The organism is Clostridium cellulovorans 743B (assembly GCF_000145275.1).
GTDB lineage: Bacteria > Bacillota > Clostridia > Clostridiales > Clostridiaceae > Clostridium_K > Clostridium_K cellulovorans.
Genome location: NC_014393.1, coordinates 3,951,154 through 3,975,839 on the forward strand (window position 1 = coordinate 3,951,154; position 24,686 = coordinate 3,975,839).

Genomic DNA, 24,686 nt, shown 5'->3' on the forward strand with positions numbered 1-24,686 from the left:
TTGACTTTTAATTACTTTTATGTTATAATTATTAAATATTGTTTGATATATTGTATACAATTATTAGCTGATAGTCAATAGAAATATAAATAAAAAAGGCTATACCGATAGTATAAAATACTTTTTGGTATAGCCTTTCAATTTTAATTATTCTATTTACATTAACGTCTACCAGAAGAATCATAAAAAAATAGTATTTCTTTTATAAATAAGCGGCTTTCTATTTTTTTATTAACCCCCTTACAGGCTTATGCATATCTGTATCTTCTGGTGCATCTGTAACTTTTCCTTGCTTTTTATAATTCTCTTTTTCTTTATCATACTTGTGTTTTAATTTTTCCTTCATAACCACAGTAAATCACTCTCCTTTAAATTTATTGTCTCAAAAAACAAAGGAGTTATTCACCGCTTTTCCTTAAAACAATTCTACAGTTTTATTACCAATACGTCTTCCATAGATAAAGAATTCTTCTCTTACCTCTTCCATTCTTCCCTTTAATGCCACAGGTCCAAAATGCAGGAAAGGTTGTCCAAGTGCAGATCCTCCTGAATAAACAAGCATTCCTTTTACCATCATATGATTTATGATAGTGAGCATAGCCGTACTAGCTCCACCTTGAACATAATCACAAGTTGCAAAAGTTGCCCCTAACTTTCCTTCTAATGATATGTTTTTGGATTCATCAAACCATTTTTTAATTTGCCAACAAGTATTTCCATAATATGTAGGCGTGCCAAAGATAACGGTTTTACTTTCTCTTAGAAAATCTTCATCAACAGAATCAACGCTAAAGACACCTACTTCTATATCTTTTACAGATCTTAATCCATTAGCTATAATGTCTACCATCTTTTTAGTATTCCCCATTTTACTATAGTATATGATAGAAACCTTCTTATTCTCCATAATTTTACCCCTTCCCCTATTAAATATCACATTTCTATTTTATCACGACTTATTTGTAAAAAATATATAGTTTTTCATTTAACTATTATAATTTCATATTGTTTGTATGATCCCCCAAAGGCAATTCCTTAAATTCATTACTCTTACATACAATACTACCATTGGTAACCATTGTTATCAACTTCAATTCAATTCCTTTGCATAAATAATAGAAGATCCACTTGCTATTTTAATAGAAAGAACATTTTTACAACTAAAAATATATAAATTCCAATAATGTTTCTACGCCAAATCCATTTTTTATTGAAAGGATCAATTTATATTTTTTAATTAGAACATTATATACTTATTTTAATTTCCACTTTTGAAAAATATATAAGTTTAAATATTAAAGAAATACATAAAAGAATTCAAAAAAGAAAACTGCAAGCTATTTATGTCAATCATCATAAATAATCGCTTGCAGTTTTCTTTTTGTACTATTGAGGGAATCACCCTATAATACTTAAAATCAATCAATCAATTAATCAATAAAATCAATAAATAAATTTCGGTTGGAAATCTACTTAACTGTTTCTATTGATTAATATATCACCACCATCTGTCACAGTCAATAGTTTTTTTCAAAAATTCTATATTTTTTATTATTAAACTAACTTTATATATTGAATATCATGTCGTTTACCCTAAAACACTGTTGTTTCTTAGCATTTTTTCGGTTGTTTTATATTTCCAAGTCGCTTTTCTTGTCGTATCGTGACATTTCACAAGGATCCCTATATTATTTTATGCATTTCTCCAGGGCTTTAATTCTAATAAGTAGAATTAAATTAAATTTCCACTTAAACTACTACCTTAGTAAAGCCTTAATTAAACTATGTTTTATAAAATACTTAGTGTCCATTGAATTTTAAAACGATAACATTTAGAAATCATTTCTCAAAACCAGATAACTTCAACTAATTTTTAACTAATTCATCAAATTGCCACTATATATTTTTTTCAAAAAAAATTTATTATCTTGTGAAAAAAATAATTATTCCATAGGAATTTTTATGATCTTATAAAAAATCAACTATTATACAAAAACTTTATTATCTTAGAAAAAATAATTATTATATAAAAATTTATAAAATCCTAAAAGAAAAGTCACATCCTTTTATCATTGCATATGTAAAAGCTGAAGGAGGTGGTAAGGATGATAAATAAAATAATTAATTCAACATCCCTTATCCTAGAAGTTGAAAATGGTACTGACAGTAAAGGAGCTACAATTTATAAGAAAAAAACTTTTTCTGGTATAAAGACAAATGCTACAGTTGACGATGTCTTTGCTGTAGCTGAAGCAATCAAATCAATTTTATCCAAAACAACTAAAGGTTATTACTTAAATGAAAGTTCAAAATTACTTAATAACTAAAATTAAAATTGGAGGTAAAAATCTATGGAGTTCTCACTAATCATGACTTTTTTAACAGCTTCAGGAGAAAAAATTAATATGACTATCTCAGATGTAAAACCTAATTTAGCTGAACCTGAAATTTCATCCTTAATGGACGTAATAATTGCTAAGAATATTTTCTTAAACAACGGTAACACACTAACTGGTAAAGCTGGTGCTCAAATCGCTCAAAAACAAACCACTAAAATAGCCCTTCAATAAACTTATAAATAAAAAAACTGCTGACAGCCTTAAACTGTCAGCAGTTTTTTATCGTAAAGATCTTGGTCAAGCTTCTCTTTACTTAAGTTCAGAATAAGCTTTGCATTCATGCAAAACACACACTTTTTATCTTTATTTATCAAAGCAGGATTTCTTCTAAGTAATTCAATAATTTTATCATAAAGACAAAGCAGTTCATCTTCATTTAATCCAGCTCTAGTGATATTAAAACATAGAAGCAAATAATCAAGGAAAGCTTCTTTATTTTTTATTTTACCATTCCAGCTTATAATAATTCTTTTAGCTTCCAAAAGAGTTATTTTAGAGTTTATTATTCTCTCTATAATAGCTTCTTTAGCTACTACAGTAGAGATATTATTAAAGTTTTCTATTTGAGCTTTAAAAGAAAGTCTTTGAGGATTAATCTGAATTGGCTCTATAAAAGCTGAAAGTTTTAATATCAAAGCCTCATAAGTGCTAATCCCTTGCTCCTTAGTAAGTAAGTTCTTCAATTTCCCTATAATAATTGCCTCTTCTTTTGTAGTATTCTCTTCTTGCTTAGCCTTAACTATTGTGTTTACATAAGCCATAATAGCTTTAACGTTAAGTTCTTCATCTATATTGCCGTATTTCGCATCCTCTAAATAGGAAAAGTGTCTTGGAATTATTATCTCTTTGCTATACATTAATTCCTCTAAAGTAAATTCATCAATAGTAAAACCATGCTTTGTTAACATCATTTGGAACCTTATTAGTTTTAATATATTTCCTAGAACAATATTTATCTTATGTATAATATATTGTCTTTTATAATGCACTTCTTTAAAAGCTATGATATTTTCACTGATATCAACTATATATTCAAAAGCATTTTTATTCATATAATTTGCTAATAAGTTTTTGATTTTGAAAGCTTGTACATCTTTCCGATCAAAAGCAATATACCTGTACTTTTCATTTTGCTCTAGAATGTTTATAAGTTCACCAACCTCACAAACTCTATTTCTTGACTCTACAAGCTTTTCATATTTTCCTATTATACTTATTTCTTCTGAAGTTCCACTGCTAAATTTATCTATAATATTTTTGTAGGCTATTAAAATACTATCTTTGTTTTTTACTGCATTAAGCAATTCCTTAACATAATGAAGGTCAAAAGATAAAGTTTCTCGTATCTTTCTATTAACTAGTTCTAGCACCTCTAAGCTACAACTATCAATAGCTACTATTTTTAAAAATTCTTCATTAGCACCAAAATACTGCTTTGCTAAAGCATCTTTTAATTCTCTTGAATAAATGTCTTTCCTTATAAATGCAGCATAAAGAATCTGTAAATTCCCCTTGTTCTTATATAAACTAAAAAACTCTAGCCTTATTTCAATAGGAAGTTCCTGTCGTTTTGTCATTTCTTCATATAAATTCACTTGCTTATCTCTAGGTAAAATCCTTAGAGTTTCTGATAGTACTTTATATTCTTCATCTACTATAACCTCACAAACGCTTAAGTATTTCAAAGCTAACACATAACCAGCTCCTGGAACCTTTTTTTCCTCTAAGTATTTTAACGCGTTTATTATAGAACTATAATTCTTCGTAGCAATTACCCTGTCACAAGCTTCATCTATTATGGCATTTAAAGTTCTTACCTCTATCTTATTTATGGATAGTAGTATTGCTTCACCGATGTATTTTGTCTTTTGAGTTTTTATAAGTTCTGTTAGCAATCCATAATTATCTACCAAAGCTAATTGATAAACATAAAAATCAACATATTTTACTATATTGTCATAATCATCTCTTTTGCAGAAGTATATTATTATAGCTTTTATCATTGAAATAGCTTTTTTCTTCACAAAGTTTTCTTGCCATACAAGCTCTTTTAAAGCTTCTATCAGTTCTTCTAGCTGCTCTTTACTATTTATCCCTTGGTGAGCAATTAAAAGAAGATAAGCATCTTTTATCTCAGGATCATCTTCTCTGTATTCTTGTATATAACTTTTCATCGTTATAAGCTTTTCTATCTTGCTATGTGCTGATATTACAGCTTTTTTTGTGATATCAACAATGGTTTCCTGTATTTCTTTGTAACCCTTATAATAATCAAAAAGCCTTAAGACTTTTATTAATTCTTGCAAATCTTCCTCTTCTTTATATATATTTATTAAATTTACGATGTCTTCTATGGAAATACAAGTCTCTTTGAGATTTATTTTGTTTTCGAGAAGTTTATCTACAAGAATTCTCAAACTATTAATATCATTATTTCTTTTATAAAAATCATAAATAATATTTATAAGCTTAGGCTCAAAAATAAAATCTTTCTTATTAATCATTCTATTGATTATCTTATCAAATTCTAGTATCTCTCCACTTCTGTACAACCTTGCAAGTCTATCATTGAAGACTAAATCAAAGCAGCCTACTTTACTTTCAGCTACCAAAAGAACTTTATCAATTTCCCTATCTTCTTCAGCAGCAATTCTTATATAACTTATACATTGGGCAGATTTTTTAGTATATATACCGAGCCTATACATCTTTATTAAAGCAAAGATTATCTCATCTGTTATCATGGGTACAGCCGTTAATTTCTCTTCATATTTTAAAGAAGTCCACAAATCATTGAACATGCTATTATTTTCTTTTAGTATATCTTGAAAATTTTCTGAGCTGATTTCATAATTAATTAAGTTTTTAATCAATTTCACACCACTACCCTTATTTATTTTCGCTTTTCCTTATATAAAGTCCATTATTGAAGCATTATCAAAATCCTAGGGCCATATTGAAAATTCAAATCTACCCTACGAAGATCCTTTACGAAACCTTATATGACTTATAAGGTTTCACCCTTAACTTGGACTTGGTTTTTATTTCTCTGGAAAAGTAACTACAAATTATCACTTTCTTTTCTTTGATTTAAATAGAATTTTCTCTAACGTCTTCCTAACACTGTTAATGGGAGTATTCTTTTTCTTTCTTCCCTTACTCTTTTTCTTTTTAGCAGTTTTACTTGATTCCTGCTTTTCTTTATCCTTTAAGGAAGACTTTTCTGTAGGTGCCGTTATATATGCTGTAACTTGCACGGTATCCTCACCTTCAGTATCCTGCCAACTGTTAGTGATTGTCTCAGAATTGCTATTTTCTCCTTGGATTACTTTTGTATTACGGTGATTTTCCTTTTCAGCTTCTATAGTGAAATGAACTTTCTCTGTATTGTAATTAGTAATAATAATAATTTCTTCAGTGACGTTGTAGATTTTTTCAACACCACTTGGTATAACTATATCCACAGTTACAGTATTTTCACTACAACTCCCTTTAACAATCTCTTCATTTTTAGCTGCTATATGAATTATCTTTAACGGATAATTGTAAGAAGTAATAATGATTTCTCTTCTAAGTTCCAGACCTTTAGCTTGTTTATAAAGTATTCTAGATTTTTTTTCAAACCCATTATTTATATTGATTCTCGGCTTATCAATTAAATCAACATCTATCAGAAGCTTTAGGATTTCTTCAACACTGTTTTCTTTATTATTTTCAACTACCTTCTCTATCTCATTTACTATATAGCCATAGCCTCTTTTTTTAAGATAAGAAATTAATCCTTTTAAATAATCCTCACTGTTATAAAGCTTTAAATAGCTAATTGTTCTTTTTTTTAGGTCTTCGCCTATAATTTCCTCATACTCCATTCTATCACCCGATAAGGAAGACATCTAAACTCAATTAACAGTTCATAAATATCACTTATACTTTATAGATGTCTAATTAATCCCTTTCTTCACTTTTTCTTTAACAGCATTATTTATATTGTCATCCTTGAAAATTATTCTAACTTCAATTTTTCTATCTTTTTCAGTTGCTTCTTCATTGTATTGATCTTGTCCTCTATCTCGCAACTGCTTAGTGGCATTAGTTTCAAATTCAGACATACCTGAAGCTTTAAATTTATAACCATAGGTATTCTCCAATTCACTGTCCATAGGCATCATAGCATTTAAAAAGCTTACTGCTCTTTGTGTAGATAACTCTCTATTATCAATAGTGTTCCCTATATAATCTGTATGTCCAACTACCTCAATGTATTGAATAGCATTCTCTATATTTTTGTCTTTTAATAATTTAGAAAACACTTCATTAAGCATATTAGCTGTATTAATTCCCTCTTCTTTTAAAGTAAACTGACCTAAATCAAAGAAACTCTCAGTTTTTATGATTATACGACCTTCACTTTTATCAAAATCTATCACCTCAGGATTTGCTTGCTGTTGACTTAGAGCGCTTTCTATATTTACATACAAATCTGCTCTTTCCTCAGCAGTATCCTCTACAAACACTGTAAGATATCCCAAGGCAAGGATTAAAATGAAGAAGAAAACCAAGGCTGTTGAGGTCATAATATCTACAAAGGATTCCCAATAAGATTGTGGTTCATAATTGGCTCTATGTCTCCGACTTCTTGCCTTCATAATATTACTTCCTCTCTAAATAATCCTGTGCAATTTCATCCTTATCAATAGTTTGAAGCCACTGATTAGTCCCTTTAACCATTTGCCCTACTATCAAAGAATTTTTAGCTAGTTCGTTAGTAGCGTTCTTAATAGCATTTAAGGTCATATCTAATTCCTTAACAGCCTCAGTAAGCTCCTTACTTTGATTTACTTCAATATCACCATTATTTTTTGCAGTACTATTCATAAGTTGTGCCAAACTACCTTTTAAAGTTTCCCCAATTTGCTTAATGCTCTCAAGTTGTTTCATTGTAGCAGATTTTAAAATATCCACACCTTCTGTCAACCCTTGATAACTATTAGTAAGATTCTTACTTTGAACCTTTAAGGTTTCTTCGATATTCTTTATATATGAGTTGTTATTTTCAATTGTATTCTGAATCCCACCTAGGTTTTCATCAAGTCCAGAGATATTATCTACAAGCCTTGTAACACTATTATCAAAGCGTGTATTTAAATCCTCTGATATAAGAGCGAAGTTGCTTATGACATTTTTAAATTCCTCAATAGGCGCACTGATATTGCTTAAATTACTATTTATACTTAGGACTATAGAATTCAGCTCATCTGTATAACTTAAAAATTCGTCCTCTGTGATCTTAGAACCTAAACCACCATCTCGACTGTTTTTGATACCTTCTTTTATAGATGTTGATATTTTTTCTGCCATATCATTAAAGGTCTTTTCTAAAGAAGCTACTAGTTCTTCAGATATACTCTTTGATTTTCTTGATCCTTCTACTATAATCACATTATCTAAATAATCTTCAAGTAAATCATAATACTCATCCTTAGATTTTCTCATATTAACTATAAGAGCATTCATAGTTAAAGATACAACTACCCCTACAATACTTGTCCAAAAGGCAGATGCCATACTTGCTATTGGCTGCTGAAGTTTTATAGTAAAACTAACTATACTACTTACCCCTGCTAAAGAATTCTTTGTTTGAGCGATAGCTAAAGTAAGCCCTAAGAAAGTACCTAATAACCCTAGACCTGTAGCAACTGAAGGGATTATCTTTACAAATTCCTCAAAGAGATACATTCTACCCTTTATGTTTTTTGAAATAATTACTTCAGTATTTACATTTTCAATTCCAGCTTTTGCAGATCTCTTAAATTCTTTTACGATGCTTCTAACCTCTGAATCTTTAAATTCTATTTCATACAGTTCTTGACTGTTTACATTCTTTGTCGCCTCTTTAAATCTTGTTGAAAGTCCATTAAAGTAACTCCAGACACTTCTCAACATAAGGATTCCTAAAATAAACACAATTAATGTCATAATTATAACCGCAAAACCTACCTCATTTTGCTCTTGAAAAGATTTTACTAACTGAGTAGTTATGCTAGAAGTATCCACTGTGGTTGCAGTTATAATCTCAGAACCTGCCCCATCTAAATTTAACTTACTTGTATCTATCTTGCTCATATCAAGCTTACTTGGGTCTATCTTACTTAAATCTATCTTACTTGGATCAATTTTACTTAAGTCAACATTACTTAAATCTATGTTACTTAAATCTACGTTGCTCAAAATTTGTTTATCAGTAGTTACAGTTTCAAAACTTATATTATTCAAATCGTTTCTTCCCCCTATACTTCCGTTTCCTATCATATATTTGTTTTTAAACTAAAGCCATACATAATAGTCCATTCTTGCTTTTCGCAAAAACTGTCTATTTACAAGGCCTTATGTATATTTATCAGTTTAATCCATTGATTTTTTCTATAATAAAAAAGGAGTAAATATAATCATATCTACTCTTTTTTATGCAGCAATCTTTAATGTAAACTTTACTCATAGAGTTTCTTTATAAAACTTTACTTTGAACTAGACATCTCTTTTCCGATAATTCGGCTTTGTCTTTGCAAAGATTCTGTATCTTCTATATTGAATATCCTTGCTGAATGTTTTATAAAGTTTTCTGTAGAAACAGAATAATATAGATGCCTCGTAGAATCATAAAACTCTTTGATTAATTCATTTCTAGGCCCCAACTCCATGCCATTTAGAGTATCACACCAATCTTCATTTCTATCATCAGATACAAAGAGAACATCCATATGAGTTGACTGACCAATGGTTATAATTTCGTTCCAAATAATTAGATCTCTGTATCTTTCACCTTCTGGTCTGGCACTATCCATATATCCCGGTGGCATTTTAGTTTCGTACCTTTTCTGTCCTTCTTCAAATAATTCTGCAAGGTAATCTTTTGTAAATTCCTCGCTTACCCTATCATCGAATAATTTTTGCATTTTATCTAAAACAGTGTCTTTTTCCATATAATTATCATCGATGTCTATAGTATGTGAATCTATAATATGCTCAAGTTCTAGCTTTGTATTATTCAAAATTTCTTGTATACTTTCTTGAAGTCTGCCTTCATATTTTATGAAACTATTTATAGCCTGTTTTCGTCCATTGAAGTCTCCAGTATTAATACTTACAATTAGTTTATCAATAGCAAATTCCACTTCACTTTTTAAAGTTTCCTTTACCCTTGCTTTATTTGATATAAGCTTTAACCTGTTAGTATAAAACTCCTGAGCAGATAAATTAGTAAGCATTAATCTATTCTTTAAAATCTCAAGGATTTCAAAATACTTTTTTCTATCAAAATTATCATATATATAAGCATTAAGTAATGAATTAGAATCTAATATTACAATACCGTTCTTTAATAGTTTTTCTATTAATTTATCCTTTTCTACATATTGCGAAAAAACAACTTCTTTCATCTAATATACCTCTATATACACACTTGAAATCAATTATTTCTTTGTGATATTCTCCATAGTTTCTTACTAACATTATACTTTAGCAAATCCATAGTTTACAAGTAAATTTTGCTTCTATCCACAATGTATCAAGGTATCCTTTATATATGCTTTCAAAACTGTTTCTCAGCTTACTAATAAGATTCACTATTTTACCAAGTTCGACAGCCTACGTGTCTCATTAACTTTTTTACGAACACTAAACTTTTGTCCTAAACTCAGTGCTAATATTCCTTGTCCAACATAGTAAATAATTAAGTTTGAATACTCTAAATATTTTAAATTATCTGGTTCAATAAAATCACCTTTGCTGAATAACAAGAATAATAAAATAATGTCTGATACTAAGAACATCATTGCTCCTGTGATAGTCATTATGACAGCTTTTTTATTTCTTAGGTAATATTTATAAAGAGAGATAGCTTTACTTACCATTAGTGAAATTAATATTGTATATCCTATAACTACTAACTGAAGCCCATTAAATTGAAAATCTCCAAATAGCTCAAGAAAAATCATCGGAGAAGCGATGGCTATAGTAATAACAATATCCACTAAAGTTACCTTTCTTAAAGTGCTAAATCCTATAAAATACATTATATGTGCTAAAGCAAAACTACCTACACCATTTATAAATAGAACCCCTTTAATATGCGTTAGATCTAAAGTTAGAAATTTAGGAGTATTATTCAATTCCAAAAATACATCTCCACAGAATGAAAAAATTAACCCAAGCAAAATCCATATAAAATACTTTTTATTCTCTTTTTTAGTCTTATAGCTTACTATTCCTGTAATAACAAAAAGTGCACTAGCCAGTGCCTTTAAAATAACAAAGCTTCCTGTTATAGCAAAAAATTTCATAGTTATTAATGCTAGCGTGGCTACCAACATCAATAGAAAAAATAACATTTCCATAGTATTCCTCCTCCATAAAATGTTATGCTTCTTCCTCATAAATACTGTTATAAATTATTAATAATACTACGTCTTAATAACCCTACCATAGGGTTCCCAGCTATAACTTTAACTAGGTATATATAGCTGATACTACAAATGCTTCTATTAGTTCATTTCCCCAAGATATTACAAGGATAAGTCAACATCTGAAGCTGGAATTCTTTATAATATATTTATTTAATCGCTTATTTTACAATATCCTAAATAGTTTTTATAGCTAATCAAGTTAAAATTTTACTAAAGGACTTTAATATACGACAATAATAATACTATTTTGTTAAGCACATATCAAGACTTTAACTTACTTTGTAAAAAATAAACTTTATGGAAAACGTTATCTTATAGCTATATTCTCTTTATATCTATATAAAACATTACAATAATTTCTAAAACTATTTTTCTATATTTTTTACAACTAATAACTTTTTATTCTATTTCATTGATTAAAACTATAGTTAAGTGCTAAATTAAATTCCTTTGATTTTTTAAAATCGGAGGTATATATATCATTATTACTATTAAAGTAATTATTATTATAAAGATCATTATTTAATAGCATTGGATTTTCCCATTTCGGTGATTCTCCATTTTGGTAAAATTCCACTTTGGTATTTTCACCTATGTGGTATTTCTCCATTTTGGTATTTTCACCGATATGGTATTTCTCCATTGCGGCTCTTTCACCGATATGGCATTTCTCCATTGCGGCTTTTTCACCAGTATGGAACTTTCCTACCTTGGTATTTTTTCCAACATGTTGATTTCCTTCTTTTAAGTTTGCTGAATAACAAAAAGAGAGAGCTTGTCTATCTTTCTCTTTTTTCTGTACTGGATAACTTGAATCCACAGCTTGTTCTTGTTCTTGTTCTTCTTCTACTTGACAACACAAAGTAGTGCCTTCTTCTTTCTGTACTATATAACATGAGCCAACAACCTGTTTCTCCTCTTCTTCTACTTGACAACACGAAGTAGTGGCTTCTTCTTCCTGTACTATATAATATGAGCCAACAACCTGTTTCTCCTCTTCTTCTACTTGACAACACGAAGTAGTGGCTTGTCTTTCTTGTTCTACTGAAATAAAACTATTATCCTCTGGTACTTCATAGACATCATAAACATATCCACCAAGGAATTTTCCAGCTTTTCTTTTGAGAGTTCTTTTTATGTACCCTACCTCTAACAGTTCCTTTATAGTTGAAGCAATGGCAGTTTCCTTATCCTTTGTATGTTTCTTTATCTCTCCTACATAAAATTCCCAATGATCAGGCTTACTAAGGAAATAAAGCATCAAACCTTTTGCTTTAAGGCTTAATCTTTCATCATTTATAAAATCTTTATTAACAATCACATAAGGATTATTTGAATCCTTAATTACTCTATAAATTGGCATAAATATTCCCCTTTTCAATTAGTAATTGAGAGTTGAGAATTATAACTTTACATTTTTAATTATTAATTCTCAATTATATTTATGCGATTATTTCTTTTTGTATCATTTCCAATATTTTATGAAATATTTTGCTTTTTAACTGATGTAATAGGATGATAAAATATATATATTCCAATTAAAAATCTACATTGCTAGTATAAACGGTATTTGAATTTAATGTAGAAACATCATTAGAACTTATATAATACAATTCTACTAGTCGGTCCCTTAATATTTTACAATTATCTTAGAAAAATATATTTTAAGTTTCCACTGAAAAACTTCAACTTTAAATCTGGAGGATAAACTTATGATAAAAGCAGAACTAATTTATTTAAGCTTTCTTATTTTCGCATTGTGGTCAGCATATTCGTTGATTAGATCCAGAAAGCTTAAGGATAAAACTAAAAAAATTAATGAAAAACACATAGTTGCTCTAAAGAATGATAAGTTGACTATTATTCTTGCAATATGTGCTTGCTCTATTTACAGTCTTATAGGATATCTATTTAAAATTGAAATATTAATACCCTTTGAAATTTATAAAAACGGTGGGAGTATTAATTTTGTATTTCCTATATTATTGATTATTACCATAGTGCTGCTTAGACCTATGATAGCTTTTATGATGAAAAAATATAAAGAAAAATCTTAAGTACTTTCAAAAGATGGCTTGAAAGTAGCACAGTTGCCAAACTTAGTTCCTGGATACTAAGGAAGGACCAAATTCATCGCATTTACCTTAGCTATAACTATACATCAAAAGCTCCCATTAGACAATATTTGTATTTAAGTTTGTAACTTTGTCATTTTTGTTAAATTATTAAATTAAAGATAACTTCGCCTTTTGCTATTTTATACAAACTATCTTTGTTATACTATAAAATACTTTAAGATTACTTTGTAAATATTATACTATTCAATATATTTTATAAAGGAGGTATTTTTTTTGATAAAAGAGATCGATGCTAAGGTTTTACTATCTCCTAATAAAAAACCCTCAGGTTGGTTTGGCACTAACTATTTATTCAATATCTATAGAGGCTGCGAACATCGCTGTATATATTGTGACTCTAGAAGTTTGTGCTATAAGATAGAAAATTTTGATGAACTTATTGTGAAAAGAAATGCTATAGAGTTGCTTAGGAAAGAACTGAAAGGTAAGCGAAAAAAAGGCACCATAGGTACTGGATCTATGAGTGACCCCTACACTATCTCTGAAAAAAAATATTCCTTGACTAGAGGATGTCTTGAAGCAATTGCTGAATATAACTTTCCTGTCCATATCACTACTAAAAGTAATTTAATATTAAGAGACATAGATCTACTTGAGGAGATTAATAAAACCTATGCTTCTGTAGCGATTACTATCACTACCACAAATGATGCTTTAGCAAAAAAAATTGAACCCTTTGCGCCGTCATCTACTGATCGTTTCAAAGCTCTTGGTGTTCTTGCTACAATTGGTATATGCACAAGTATAACAATGATGCCTATACTACCTTTCATTGAAGATACTGAGGAAAACATACTTGATATAGTGGAAAAAGCAAATTACTATGGCGTTAAATACATAGTTCCATGGCTTGGGATGTCCCTTAGAGATATGCAGAGATACTATTATTATGAGAAGCTAGATGAAAACTTTCCTGGTATTAGAGAAAAATACGAAAAAAGCTTTGGCAACAACTACAAATGCTCTGCTAGAAATATGAATAAGCTTTGGTATCTTCTATCAGATGCCTGTAACAAGTATGGAATTTCTCTAAAAATGCCATCATACCAAAGCAAAATTTCTTCTGTGCAATTAGATTTTCTAGATAAGCTATAAAAGACTAATGCAGATGATATTACACCCTTCAATGGTATTCCGAGATTTTTTAGCATTAAGCTGTATCGAATAATTAATCTAAAATAAGCCCTATAGAGTAGAAACCTTGGTTTTATACTCTATAGGGCTTTTATAAACACAAATATTTAGTTTAGATCTCTAAAAAATTCATAGCATATTATACAACTTTTGTAAATACTAGTTTCTATTACTCTCCTACTATTTGAGAGATCACATCTTCCTCTTCCCCTAAAAGTTCTTTTTCTATAATTTCTTCATTAATAACTGACTTTTTCAGTGGTAAATTGTACTTTTGTCTAATCAGGTTTTCTATCTCAGAAGCTACAGCAAGATTCTCTTTTAAAAACAGCTTAGAATTTTCCCTGCCTTGTCCAAGCCTTGTTGCTTTATATGAAAACCATGCTCCACTTTTTTCAACTATACCTTCGTTAACAGCTATATCAATAAGGTCACCCTCTCTTGAAATACCTTCATTATACATTATATCAAATTCGATTTTTTTAAAAGGTGGTGCAACCTTATTTTTGATTACTTTTATCCTAGTTCTGTTCCCAAGAATCTCTTCACCTGATTTTAAAGTATCAATTTTTCTTATATCTAACCTTATAGATGAATAAAACTTAAGTGCACGTCCACCTGTTGTTGTCTCTGGACTACCAAACATAATACCAATTTTTTCTCTTAATTGATTTATAAATATAACAACGCACTTTGATTTATTAATTGCAGCAGTAAGCTTTCTTAAAGCTTGAGACATCAACCTCGCTTGCAACCCAATATGAGAATCCCCCATCTCTCCTTCTATTTCAGCTCTCGGAACAAGTGCTGCCACTGAGTCAACAACAATTACATCTACAGAATTTGATCTTACAAGAGCTTCTACAATCTCCAAAGCTTGTTCCCCATTATCTGGTTGGGAAACTAGTAACTCATTTACCTTAACACCTAATCGCCTAGCATAAGACGGGTCTAACGCATGTTCAGCATCAATAAAAGCTGCAGTGCCACCCATTTTTTGTGCTTCTGCAATTACATGTAAGGTAACAGTAGTTTTCCCCGAGGATTCTGGTCCATATATTTCTATTATCCTTCCTCTAGGGACTCCACCAACTCCAAGTGCTATATCTAAAGCCAAACTCCCTGTTGATATAGTCTCAATATCCATTACTGAGGCTTTATCAAGCTTCATAATAGAACCTTTTCCAAATTGTTTTTCTATTTGGCTCATAACTGTTTCTATGGCTTTAATTTTATCATTATTTATATTCACTTACTTTCATCACCTCTCATAAGCCTTTTCACTTTTCCATTTTTTAAAGATTAAACACTATCAACTTGTAATTTTCTTTTTTGTTACCCTAGTTGTTGATTTTTTCTTTACGGTTGTGGACTCTTTCTTTTTTTCTAATTCAGCAGCTTCTAGTTCTTTTTCTTTACGCTTACGTTCTATCTCCGCTTGTTTTATATTCAATTCTTCCATTATATTGTTCTGTATCGTTGTATTTACTGCCTTTAAAAACTTTCCAAATGCATCTGGATATATAAATGCCTTTATTCCTACCTCTTGTTTAAAATCCACCCATACTTTACTACCATCTATTTCATTAATGACTCCAGCACCAAAATTAATGTGTTCAACCCTCTCATTGATCAAGTCCATTTCTCTACCTCCTTAATTTATCCAAATTTAATATCAACACTAATGATTTTTACTTAAAACATAACTTCCAAGTATACTCTAAAGAATCACTTGTAAACGTTTTCATGCAACAATATATAGAAATTTCATTTAGTCTTCTATATATTTTTTATTATTTACTCATAAAATATACTTTCATGAAGCTTACTGGTTCTTTCTTGCAATTAAAAGATAACACTCTTCAATTTATAACTCTTACTTTCTTTATTCCAAGGCATAATACCACCATAATATTTCCTAGCAATTTGTTTTTGTTTTGAAACATCAAGGCTTAGTAGCCTTTGATATGCACTACTAATTGAAGCACGCTCTTCTTCTTTAGTGCTTTTAAAAGTACACCCTTCCCCCTGGCAATAAAAAACATTTAATCTAGTGCATCTTCCATGTTCTGATAATCCACTACACTCTGGCAAGTTAGTTAATTCTAATAATGAGTATTTATTCATGTAAACCTCCCATTCCACAGTATTTTTCAATTGCTACTACTAAACACCTTCTTCCAAGTTATAGGGTTTCCTTACTTGTTGATCTATAAAATCTTTAATCTGTTCCTTCGTCCTATTAAGTGTAATAGCAAGTTCTCCAAATAAATTTTCTTCGGCAATTTTTAGATATTTATCATCTATCATAGTATTTTTCTTTCCTTGTTCTAAGCGTTCCTTTGTTCTTGAGTATGAAGTTTTAATTATTTTGATCATTTCTGTACAGTCATATTTATTCATAACTTCTTTGTATCTTTCTTCAAGCATTTTATCGTCATCAATAAGTAATATTTCTATTGAATCAAGATTCCGAGTTAACTCTTTAGCCTCTTCCTTTGATATTAACTTTCTCATAACAACTCTATCATTATCAACTGGAGTATATATGACACTTCCATTTTTATAGACTTGTTGTAGAGTGTAATATTTTCTTTTGCTATCACCTATATTTATCGCTGGTATTCCTATATCCAATACCCTGCATACTCCATTTCCACCATAGATAATATAATCATTTATTTTAAACATAGTCTTTGCTCCTCTTTTTTCGGATTTTTTTAGATACTAAGTTAGAACTGACAGTTTTACTTTTGTAAACGTTTTCAGGTGTATATATAAAAAAAAGTGCAAAACTGCTCTATCGTTATTGGAGTTTTTATTTCAAAATCTTACAGGTAATGTGTCTGATATGTCAAAATCTCAACTTAAAATTCTCTACTTATATTTTATCAAATAATTTTTAAATTTTGCAAACAATTTTTTTTATTTTATATAAAATTATGTTAGGATATTTAATTTAAAATAGAACCCTACAGAGTAAGAATACTATTATTGCACTCTATAGGGCATTTTTCAACACAAGTCTTTAGTTCTTATTATTCCCCTATTACTTGAGAATTATTAACTTTCTCTGCTTTTTGAGATATTTTAGGCATGATTATTGATAAAACTACCGCTAAAGCAGAGATAATTATAAGTATTATGAATAACCCATGCAAGCAATTGTTTATTGAAAGTTTTACCTGATCACTACTAATAACACTGCTATATGTAGATGATGTATATAAATTACTTGGATCTACTCCATTTATTCCTCGCTGAGTAAAATATTTAACTATGTATAAATTGAATATACTTCCAAATACGCTTACCCCTATAGTTTGTCCCAATGTTCTAAGCAATGAATTAGCTGCCGTCGCAGCACCTCTTTTGTTATACACTACAGATTCTTGGATAACTATTGTTAAGGTAGTAAAAGCACCACCAAAACCAAAGCCCATTATAAAAACATAAATTATTACTAATATTAGGGATGATTTTATTCCTAAGGTCGGTAACAATAATACACTAACAAGTATAATAGCATTTGAAATTAGTATTATTGCTTTTCCACCGTATTTTACTATAGCTTTACCTAATATCACTGAAGATATCAGCCAAGCAAATGACATAGGTGCTAAAGCTAGTCCCGATATTTTAGCATCATATCCCAAGACATTTTGCATATATATTGGCAAATAAACATCCGCCAATATTAGTATTGCTGATGATAAAAAACTTATTATATTTACAATTGCATTGGTCTTTGTAAATATATCAAAAGGAACAATTGGTTCCTTTGCTTTTCTTTCAATTTTATAAAATGCCACTAATAAAATCCCAGTTATAATTAGTGATATTATAATGAATTTATTATCAACAGAACTACTATTTTTCGTGGTTAGAAAAATATTTAGAAATATAAGCATAGCCACAGATAAGGTGATGATTCCTGCAAAATCTATAGTGTGTTTCCTTTTCTCAAAGTTCTCTTGTAGGTTTCTTTGTATCAGTATAACCGATAATATTCCAAAAGGTATATTGATAAAAAATATCCAATGCCAAGACAGAACATCTATTAATATTCCACCAAGCAATGGGCCAGCAAGACTTGCAATCCCCCATACACTGCTTATAATTCCTTGGATCTTTGGTCTTTCTTCTAATGTAAAGACATCCCCAATAATTGTATATGTAACTGTAAATATAGAACCTGCTCCAAGCCCTTGAATTGCACGAGCTCCTATTAACATAAACATATTCTGTGATAGTCCACATAAAAAGCTTCCTGATAAAAATATTATTATTCCTACGGTGAGCACATTTTTTCTTCCATACAAATCTGATAGCTTTCCATATATAGGTGTAGAAATTGCAGATGCTAATAAATATACAGAAAAAACCAAGCTGATAATTTCAAACCCCTGAAGCTCTTTTACTATAGTTGGAATAGCTGTGGTTACAACAGTTCCTTCGATAGCACCTATGAACATTGCCACCAATAGTGCTATTACTAACTTTTTCTTTTTTAAATCCATCCTTTGAATCACTTCCTTTATCTTAAAGTTTCTAACTAAAAACCTTGTCTTTCCTAAAACAATAAATATATGCCCACTAAAATATCACTAAGTTCTATGTAACGATTTAAAGAGTTATACAATTCTCTATATAGCTTCCATTATTGAAACTTCATCGAAATTCTATAAACATATTGAAAAATCAGTATAACTTATGAAGATTATTTATCTCAATTAATATATTAATCAGACTTTATAATTATATAGATAGTTAACTGATTATACAAGGAAATAATGTATAAATTCTCAAAACACACCTACCCTATCCTCCATTTATTGATAAATCTAAGTTTTAACCCTTATTTAACATCAAGGCAATAGAATAATTCTTATTGGTAGACACATAATTAACTCCAAATATTATATATGATTTATTAGAATGATAACTAATTATTTTATGGTGAAAATCATCAATACTATGTAATATAAATCAAACTAATCTATCCAAAAAAGGATAACTATAAAAAAAGCAAAAGTAATACTTCTGCAGTATTATCTCCATCATTTCAAAGGATGAAAGTATACAGATTAAGTACAAAGAAGCTTTTTAAATTACGCTATTACAAAATATGTTTCAACATAGGCTACCATTTGGTCAGCTAAATTTATATAATAATAGACTGGAATCAAATAACTAGAATAAAATAATTTTTTAGCATCAATTTTATCATTTTCCAAGGCTACTATTAAATTTTGCTGTTGCCTTAGACAAATACTATAGCTATCAACAATAAACATAATTTGCTCCGCAAAAAACAAGTCTGGTAAAGAATTTTTATAGGTAATTTTATGTCTTTCTAAGTTGCTTTTAATTATGTTAAATTGTGCTATGTATCCCTCTAAATCTTTATAAATCTTTTGTAATTGTTCCTTAGAGGTTGTTTCTCTTATATCTATAATTGTTAAAGTTCCTCTTACCCTCTTTATAGCTTCAAAATTTTGCACTATATCATTTTTTCCCTTTAGTGCTTCAACCTTTGGACCGTAGGGAGAACTTTGCCCAATTGATAATTGCATCACATTAGACATAGCTTGCAATAATAATTGTTCCTGTGCTGGATTAGCTATATCTAATACTGTGTTTTTCTCGTTCCCAATATTATTAAAGGATGCTTTTGTAAGATTAAAGAGCAATTTTGCAGTTTGTGTATTAGTTATCTTTTCAACAGTAGCTTTCATAGTATCCCCATAGCTTGCCTTGGGACTAATAAATACTATAAGCATCATTACTGCTATTATTTTTCTTATCTTTGATTTCATTATATATGTCACTCCTCTTAAGCTATCGGAATAAATCTATTGCGTTTTTGTAACATATATATCATTAGTCATTTACATTATCTTATTCCCTTCAAAGATTTTTACTGAGAAAATATATAAGCTTATTAGGATTCATAGATTAAAAAGTATTACTTTGTTGCTAGGTTTTGAATTGGATATTTAAGTTTATATAGAAATAAGCTTGGATGCAGTCCAAGCTCATTAATTTAGAAAAGGTAATAACTAATTTTAATTTATGTATAAACTATTTTCATTTACACAAAAGAAACAATATATAATCTAAATATTATTTGAAAACTTCCTCAGTATTAAGGTGAGAACTTTGGCTTTCATCTACTTGTCCTATTTTTTTATAAATATTAGCTAAATTATTACGGAAAATTAATAGATTAGGATGGTTACTTGGTAATACTTTTTCAGCAATATCTATAGCTTTTAGTTGAAATTCTAGGCTTTTTTCTAGTTCTCCTAATCCTTGATATATGCTACACAAATTGTTGTACGATATTGCCATATACAGATGATTTTCTCCTAATGCTTTTTCATTTATTTCTATAGCTTTCTCCTGATATTTTAAACTTTTTTTCATATTTCCGAAATCCTTATATATAAGAGATAAATTATTATATGATGTTGCTAAAGATGGATGTTTTTTTCCTAACATTTCTTCATATATCTCTACAGCTTTCTGCTGATATTCTAGGCTTTTTTCTAACTCTCCTAAATCTCGATATATCATAGATAAATTATTGTATGATATCGCTAAATCTGGATGTTTTTTTCCTAACACTTTTTCTCTTATATCTACGGCTTTTTTCTGATATTCTAAGCTTTTTTCTACCTCCCCTAAATCTTGATATATAAGAGATAAGTTATTGTATGATGTTGCTAAAAACGGATGTTCATCCCCCAACATTTCTTCATATATTTCTACAGCTTTGTGCTGATATTCTGGGCTTTTTTCTGGTATTCCTAAAATTTTATATATACTAGATAAATTATTATATGCTGTTGCTAAATCTGGATGATTTTCTCCTAATACCTTTTCTCTTATATCTACAGCTTTATGCTGATATTCTAGACTTTTTCCTAGGTTTCCCAAATCTATATATATACTAGATAAATTATTGCTTAGTGTCGCGATTCTCTCAGTTTCTTCATCTATATATTTCAATATATAATCACCAAAAATAGTATATACCTTTTTATCTAATGAATTGTCTGTAGGTCGTGTATGTAGCGCTCTTATTATAGCTTCAATCAGTTTAACACATTTATCAGTGGTGGGGTTTAGCTGGTAGCGAATTGTTTCTTGTATTAACGGATGAACATATATTATATCTTTTGCATCAACACTATTAATAGAAATCCAGCCTTTTTTCTCTAAAGAATTAATCTCTTCCATTGTCTCAAGTTCAATCCATTCTACTAGTTCTTGCAAACCGACTTGAGGTAAAATCGAAAGATTCATCAGTATATATTGCTCTTCTTCAGAAATCGTTGATAGATCGAAAATTTTCAACAGTTGGTTAAAAAGTTGCTCTGAAACTATATTTCCATCCTTGATCATAGATACTTTTTCTTTTATTACTTCATTTAGATTAAAGCCCTTATCTAAAAGTATTTCATATAGCTTCTTTATGCTTATCCTTGAATTTTGGGCTGTTTTTGCAAGAAGCTCGATAATCAGTGTGTGACGCGCTGCCAGGCTAATGATCTTTTCTAAGTTACTGTCGTCTTCTTGTCTTTTATAATATTGGTAGAAAAGTTTTTTACAATTATCTTTATTTAAAAACTCTAATGAATAAGTAGAATAACCTTCTATTACCATTCTAGATGTTACAAGTATTCTTATATTATTTGAAATAAGATTTGTTATTTGTAGCAAACTCTGATCCTCTTCATTGTCTACATTGTCTATGATTATTAATGAATTGCTATTATTTTCATCTTCATAATATTTAATAACTTTTTCAAATCGCTGATCTATATTATCATCTTCAATAAAAGAATCTAATTTACATTGGTTAGCAAAAGATTCCTTCAAACTTCCCTTATAATCTATCCAGATGGCACTATTATATTTAGTTTTATACTTATTAAAATAAGACTTACAAAGTTCAGTTTTCCCTACTCCTCCAATGGCACTTACAAGTATAACCATATCACCACTACTAAGTTGTTCATCAACTTCTTTTAATTCAGCCTCTCTACCGATTAATTTAACACCATTTACCGGCAAAGAGGCTGTTATTTTTTTGGCTCTTTTTTCGCCTCATTACCTATATTTATATTGATGGTAGAACCTTGAATATTGTTAGCAGTAATACTTCCAACATTATTATCTCCACCATTAACATTAGTTTGCGTATTCTTGGTTTCAGGATTTTTATCAACCTTATTTGTACTAGGTACTAAATCACAAATTACCCTTGCAAGTTCTTTTATTAATACTTCAAGGGCTTCATGCTTTTGATGTGGATACCAGATACAACTGATCCTATGATTTGCAAGATGCTTACGCCTTTCATTGAATTTAGGTATAAAACTTCCATTTTCGTTCCTCAATTTAGGCAAATATGGCTCATCATCATTAGCAGTTTCCTCTGGAAGTTCAACAAGCGCGAAATGACGCAAGTTTGTACATGCTTTTATAACCTGCAATGTCCTATCATTGCCAAGACCACATCCTAAAAACAACATCATTTTTGAGTGTATTATATCTGTTAACATTTCCGTCATAGGTAACGTTAAATCCACACCTTTTTCTTCTTTACCATATGTCTCATCATATTCTTCCTTTGTTAAAACTAAATGATTGTAGTCTTCTATATCACCGTGAAGTTTTATAATAAGCTTTAACCCCTGTTGAATTGCATTAAGTATTCTATCCTTTTCTCTGGCTGAATGAGGTACTATGTTATCTATTTGTATTTGTTCTTGCATAAATACGGTTTCTATTACTCGGTCAAAGTTTGTAGTAATAATATTTCCCTTCCATATATGTGGAATAAGTTTTATATATTCTGGTAGAGTTACATCTTTCAATTTACTTAATCCAAAAATACGATGTAATTCTAATAAGAAATCATTGCGAACAATTTCTTCTTCTAGAAGTGATGCCGCTTCTTCATACTTTCCCTGATTAAGTAATTGATTTGCTTCCTCAAAAATACCATATTCTTGAGCCAAATTTTTAATAAGACTTGTCCATGTTGGATATATCCAAGCTGATAATCCCGCTCCTATAAAAGGAATTACAGCATTCTCTTTCATTCTTTCAACTAATTCATTGAATACTGTTTTATTTTTCCGATGGCAGCTCATTAGTTCTTCAAAGTTCATTTTTCTCAACTCCTTTTCTATAAATGTCCTATTGTTATTTATTTTTTATAATATCTTTTAACTCACTGATACTAATATCTTGGTTTCTTCTATGAATAACTGCATGACAATTTGGACATATTGGCACTAGATCTGTTTCTGGATCAATTTCATACTCCTGATTTATACTTGAAATAGGTTTTATATGATGAACATGAATAAATTCTTTAGCAATTTCACCATAAATCTCTTCAAGATTGACTCCACAAACAGAACAGTTATATCCATAAATTTCAATACACTTGTTTCTTGCTTTCTTATTTCTTTCATAAGCATTAACATATATCTGTCTAGTTGAACCTTCAATATATCTTTCAGGATTAATAACTTCTTCTGCTAACAAATCAACTTTTGTTCTTATAATTTCAGTAGTTTTACCACTAAAGCTACTCCAAAGTTCTTCTAATTCATTTAAATCAACATCTTTCATTTCAACTCCTGATGCTCTTTGAGACCAATTCATGCTAGGAAAATGCTTATCTAAAATCTCCTTAGAAAGTATCTTTCCCTCATGTGGATTTACAATGCAATCAAACTCAATGTCTACATAGTTTGTATATAAGCCTTCCTCAGCTTTAGTTTCAATCCAATGCAGCGCTGAATATGACGGTTCATTAATCCATCCAGATGCAAATATACCCTTTTCCTCAACTCCAAGTTGAATCAAATATACCCGTGCACCTTCCTCAAAATTTTTTCTTGCTCCGCTACTCCATGAATCTAAATAGGATCCATCCATCTTAATTTTTTCAATTGCATCATTAATATTATGCCAATAATATTCCTCTGGGTTATAAATCATTAAATAAGCTTTATTCCATAAATCCATAATATATTTTGGATTTATCCTCACGCCCTCATTAGCAAATAACTTCTGCCATGCTTTATTATTTCTTGCTGAATCATTACATATCTCTGTAAGATTCCTCTTCACAGAGGGTTTTACAAAATTAAAATAATCCCTACCTTTTTGGCCTGCAAACATACTCATAAATGAATAATTATATGTAGAATACTTCTCTATATTAGATAATTTATAAGGAATTAAATCAGCTATTTCTTGTAATGTAAATACTTTTAGTGGATTCAAATTACAACTTTCTACATTTTTAAGGAACTCCTTAAATAACTTATCTGCCTTATATGACAATTTAATTTTTTTATAACAAAATCTATTTCTAATCATGAAATACCTTCCTCTTATTATAAATATTAATCAAGCATTATGTATTTAAAAATAGCTGGAAACAAATATTGCCTATATAACTGAAGTTATATACCGCGAAAAACAGCATATATGCTACCCTTTATAATCACAATACTTCAAAG

22 protein-coding genes are annotated in these 24,686 nt (G+C 29.4%); 4 read left to right on the forward strand and 18 right to left on the reverse strand.

The features are described from left to right. Positions 1-220: 220 nt before the first annotated feature. Positions 221-352: a hypothetical protein gene (locus tag CLOCEL_RS23715; RefSeq protein ID WP_010073284.1), complete on the reverse strand. Its 132-nt coding sequence runs from the start codon at positions 350-352 to the stop codon at positions 221-223. Between the two features lie 63 nt (positions 353-415). Next, on the reverse strand, positions 416-907 hold the full coding sequence (locus CLOCEL_RS16095) for a flavodoxin family protein (RefSeq protein ID WP_010073285.1): 492 nt from the start codon (positions 905-907) through the stop codon (positions 416-418). Between the two features lie 1,198 nt (positions 908-2,105). On the opposite strand from CLOCEL_RS16095, the gene CLOCEL_RS16100 reads away from it, so the two are divergent. Together CLOCEL_RS16100 and CLOCEL_RS16105 are read left to right on the forward strand one after the other, a co-directional pair. Beyond that, the gene (locus tag CLOCEL_RS16100) at positions 2,106-2,327 is read left to right on the forward strand and encodes a DUF1659 domain-containing protein (RefSeq protein ID WP_010073286.1); all 222 of its coding nucleotides are present in this window, start codon (positions 2,106-2,108) and stop codon (positions 2,325-2,327) included. 24 nt (positions 2,328-2,351) lie between these two features. Then, positions 2,352-2,570: a DUF2922 domain-containing protein gene (locus tag CLOCEL_RS16105; protein ID WP_010073287.1), complete on the forward strand. Its 219-nt coding sequence runs from the start codon at positions 2,352-2,354 to the stop codon at positions 2,568-2,570. A gap of 29 nt (positions 2,571-2,599) precedes the next feature. Here CLOCEL_RS16105 and CLOCEL_RS16110 read toward each other — a convergent pair whose 3' ends face one another. The 7 genes from CLOCEL_RS16110 to CLOCEL_RS16140 all read right to left on the reverse strand — a co-directional run bounded on the left by CLOCEL_RS16110 (position 2,600) and on the right by CLOCEL_RS16140 (position 12,224). Continuing rightward, complete coding sequence (locus tag CLOCEL_RS16110) at positions 2,600-5,278, reverse strand: hypothetical protein (RefSeq protein ID WP_013291833.1); 2,679 nt, start codon at positions 5,276-5,278, stop codon at positions 2,600-2,602. Positions 5,279-5,470: 192 nt separating this feature from the next. Further along, positions 5,471-6,292 carry a hypothetical protein gene (locus CLOCEL_RS16115; RefSeq protein ID WP_013291834.1) on the reverse strand — a complete coding sequence of 274 codons (822 nt, stop codon included), beginning with the start codon at positions 6,290-6,292 and terminating at the stop codon, positions 5,471-5,473. Positions 6,293-6,340: 48 nt separating this feature from the next. Continuing rightward, on the reverse strand, positions 6,341-7,045 hold the full coding sequence (locus tag CLOCEL_RS16120; protein WP_010073291.1) for an OmpA/MotB family protein: 705 nt from the start codon (positions 7,043-7,045) through the stop codon (positions 6,341-6,343). A gap of 4 nt (positions 7,046-7,049) precedes the next feature. Beyond that, positions 7,050-8,672, reverse strand: coding sequence for a hypothetical protein (locus CLOCEL_RS16125; protein ID WP_010073292.1), 1,623 nt, complete (start codon positions 8,670-8,672; stop codon positions 7,050-7,052). A gap of 242 nt (positions 8,673-8,914) precedes the next feature. Further along, positions 8,915-9,835 carry a PIN-like domain-containing protein gene (locus CLOCEL_RS16130; protein WP_010073293.1) on the reverse strand — a complete coding sequence of 307 codons (921 nt, stop codon included), beginning with the start codon at positions 9,833-9,835 and terminating at the stop codon, positions 8,915-8,917. 186 nt (positions 9,836-10,021) lie between these two features. Further along, entirely contained in the window at positions 10,022-10,792 is a 771-nt protein-coding gene (locus CLOCEL_RS16135) for a lysoplasmalogenase family protein (RefSeq protein WP_010073294.1), read from the reverse strand. Between the two features lie 478 nt (positions 10,793-11,270). Then, positions 11,271-12,224 carry a helix-turn-helix domain-containing protein gene (locus tag CLOCEL_RS16140; protein ID WP_010073295.1) on the reverse strand — a complete coding sequence of 318 codons (954 nt, stop codon included), beginning with the start codon at positions 12,222-12,224 and terminating at the stop codon, positions 11,271-11,273. 349 nt (positions 12,225-12,573) lie between these two features. Here CLOCEL_RS16140 and CLOCEL_RS16145 point away from each other — a divergent pair, with 349 nt between their 5' ends. Together CLOCEL_RS16145 and CLOCEL_RS16150 are read left to right on the forward strand one after the other, a co-directional pair. After that, entirely contained in the window at positions 12,574-12,918 is a 345-nt protein-coding gene (locus CLOCEL_RS16145; protein ID WP_010073296.1) for a hypothetical protein, read from the forward strand. Positions 12,919-13,212: 294 nt separating this feature from the next. Further along, positions 13,213-14,094, forward strand: a complete 882-nt coding sequence (locus CLOCEL_RS16150; protein ID WP_010073297.1) for an SPL family radical SAM protein — start codon at positions 13,213-13,215, stop codon at positions 14,092-14,094. 208 nt (positions 14,095-14,302) lie between these two features. Here CLOCEL_RS16150 and recA read toward each other — a convergent pair whose 3' ends face one another. The 9 genes from recA to CLOCEL_RS16195 form a co-directional block, all read right to left on the reverse strand. After that, the gene (gene recA / locus CLOCEL_RS16155) at positions 14,303-15,379 is read right to left on the reverse strand and encodes a recombinase RecA (protein ID WP_029169165.1); all 1,077 of its coding nucleotides are present in this window, start codon (positions 15,377-15,379) and stop codon (positions 14,303-14,305) included. Positions 15,380-15,445: 66 nt separating this feature from the next. Continuing rightward, positions 15,446-15,775 (reverse strand): hypothetical protein, encoded by a 330-nt coding sequence (locus CLOCEL_RS16160; RefSeq protein WP_010073299.1) that lies wholly within the window; start codon positions 15,773-15,775, stop codon positions 15,446-15,448. 203 nt (positions 15,776-15,978) lie between these two features. Continuing rightward, positions 15,979-16,260, reverse strand: a complete 282-nt coding sequence (locus tag CLOCEL_RS16165; RefSeq protein ID WP_010073300.1) for a hypothetical protein — start codon at positions 16,258-16,260, stop codon at positions 15,979-15,981. A 39-nt stretch (positions 16,261-16,299) separates the two neighbouring features. After that, positions 16,300-16,824: a CarD family transcriptional regulator gene (locus CLOCEL_RS16170; protein WP_010073301.1), complete on the reverse strand. Its 525-nt coding sequence runs from the start codon at positions 16,822-16,824 to the stop codon at positions 16,300-16,302. A gap of 347 nt (positions 16,825-17,171) precedes the next feature. Next, positions 17,172-18,653, reverse strand: coding sequence for an MDR family MFS transporter (locus CLOCEL_RS16175; RefSeq protein WP_010073302.1), 1,482 nt, complete (start codon positions 18,651-18,653; stop codon positions 17,172-17,174). 591 nt (positions 18,654-19,244) lie between these two features. Further along, positions 19,245-19,952 (reverse strand): hypothetical protein, encoded by a 708-nt coding sequence (locus CLOCEL_RS16180; RefSeq protein WP_010073303.1) that lies wholly within the window; start codon positions 19,950-19,952, stop codon positions 19,245-19,247. Positions 19,953-20,259: 307 nt separating this feature from the next. Next, positions 20,260-22,215, reverse strand: a complete 1,956-nt coding sequence (locus CLOCEL_RS16185; RefSeq protein ID WP_010073304.1) for a tetratricopeptide repeat protein — start codon at positions 22,213-22,215, stop codon at positions 20,260-20,262. An 8-nt stretch (positions 22,216-22,223) separates the two neighbouring features. Beyond that, on the reverse strand, positions 22,224-23,318 hold the full coding sequence (locus CLOCEL_RS16190; RefSeq protein WP_010073305.1) for an SIR2 family NAD-dependent protein deacylase: 1,095 nt from the start codon (positions 23,316-23,318) through the stop codon (positions 22,224-22,226). A gap of 34 nt (positions 23,319-23,352) precedes the next feature. Next, entirely contained in the window at positions 23,353-24,543 is a 1,191-nt protein-coding gene (locus tag CLOCEL_RS16195) for an HNH endonuclease (RefSeq protein ID WP_010073306.1), read from the reverse strand. Positions 24,544-24,686 lie beyond the last annotated feature (143 nt).

Excerpts from the sequence above, each read along its gene's own strand:
- CLOCEL_RS16095 (WP_010073285.1), bottom strand. The coding sequence starts at position 907 with ATGGAGAATAAGAAGGTTTCTATCATATACTATAGTAAAATGGGGAAT.
- CLOCEL_RS16100 (WP_010073286.1), top strand. The coding sequence starts at position 2,106 with ATGATAAATAAAATAATTAATTCAACATCCCTTATCCTAGAAGTTGAA.
- CLOCEL_RS16105 (WP_010073287.1), top strand. The coding sequence starts at position 2,352 with ATGGAGTTCTCACTAATCATGACTTTTTTAACAGCTTCAGGAGAAAAA.
- CLOCEL_RS16115 (WP_013291834.1), bottom strand. The coding sequence starts at position 6,292 with ATGTCTTCCTTATCGGGTGATAGAATGGAGTATGAGGAAATTATAGGC.
- CLOCEL_RS16120 (WP_010073291.1), bottom strand. The coding sequence starts at position 7,045 with ATGAAGGCAAGAAGTCGGAGACATAGAGCCAATTATGAACCACAATCT.
- CLOCEL_RS16130 (WP_010073293.1), bottom strand. The coding sequence starts at position 9,835 with ATGAAAGAAGTTGTTTTTTCGCAATATGTAGAAAAGGATAAATTAATA.
- CLOCEL_RS16135 (WP_010073294.1), bottom strand. The coding sequence starts at position 10,792 with ATGGAAATGTTATTTTTTCTATTGATGTTGGTAGCCACGCTAGCATTA.
- CLOCEL_RS16140 (WP_010073295.1), bottom strand. The coding sequence starts at position 12,224 with ATGCCAATTTATAGAGTAATTAAGGATTCAAATAATCCTTATGTGATT.
- CLOCEL_RS16145 (WP_010073296.1), top strand. The coding sequence starts at position 12,574 with ATGATAAAAGCAGAACTAATTTATTTAAGCTTTCTTATTTTCGCATTG.
- CLOCEL_RS16160 (WP_010073299.1), bottom strand. The coding sequence starts at position 15,775 with ATGGACTTGATCAATGAGAGGGTTGAACACATTAATTTTGGTGCTGGA.
- CLOCEL_RS16165 (WP_010073300.1), bottom strand. The coding sequence starts at position 16,260 with ATGAATAAATACTCATTATTAGAATTAACTAACTTGCCAGAGTGTAGT.
- CLOCEL_RS16170 (WP_010073301.1), bottom strand. The coding sequence starts at position 16,824 with ATGTTTAAAATAAATGATTATATTATCTATGGTGGAAATGGAGTATGC.
- CLOCEL_RS16175 (WP_010073302.1), bottom strand. The coding sequence starts at position 18,653 with ATGGATTTAAAAAAGAAAAAGTTAGTAATAGCACTATTGGTGGCAATG.
- CLOCEL_RS16180 (WP_010073303.1), bottom strand. The coding sequence starts at position 19,952 with ATGAAATCAAAGATAAGAAAAATAATAGCAGTAATGATGCTTATAGTA.
- CLOCEL_RS16190 (WP_010073305.1), bottom strand. The coding sequence starts at position 23,318 with ATGAACTTTGAAGAACTAATGAGCTGCCATCGGAAAAATAAAACAGTA.
- CLOCEL_RS16195 (WP_010073306.1), bottom strand. The coding sequence starts at position 24,543 with ATGATTAGAAATAGATTTTGTTATAAAAAAATTAAATTGTCATATAAG.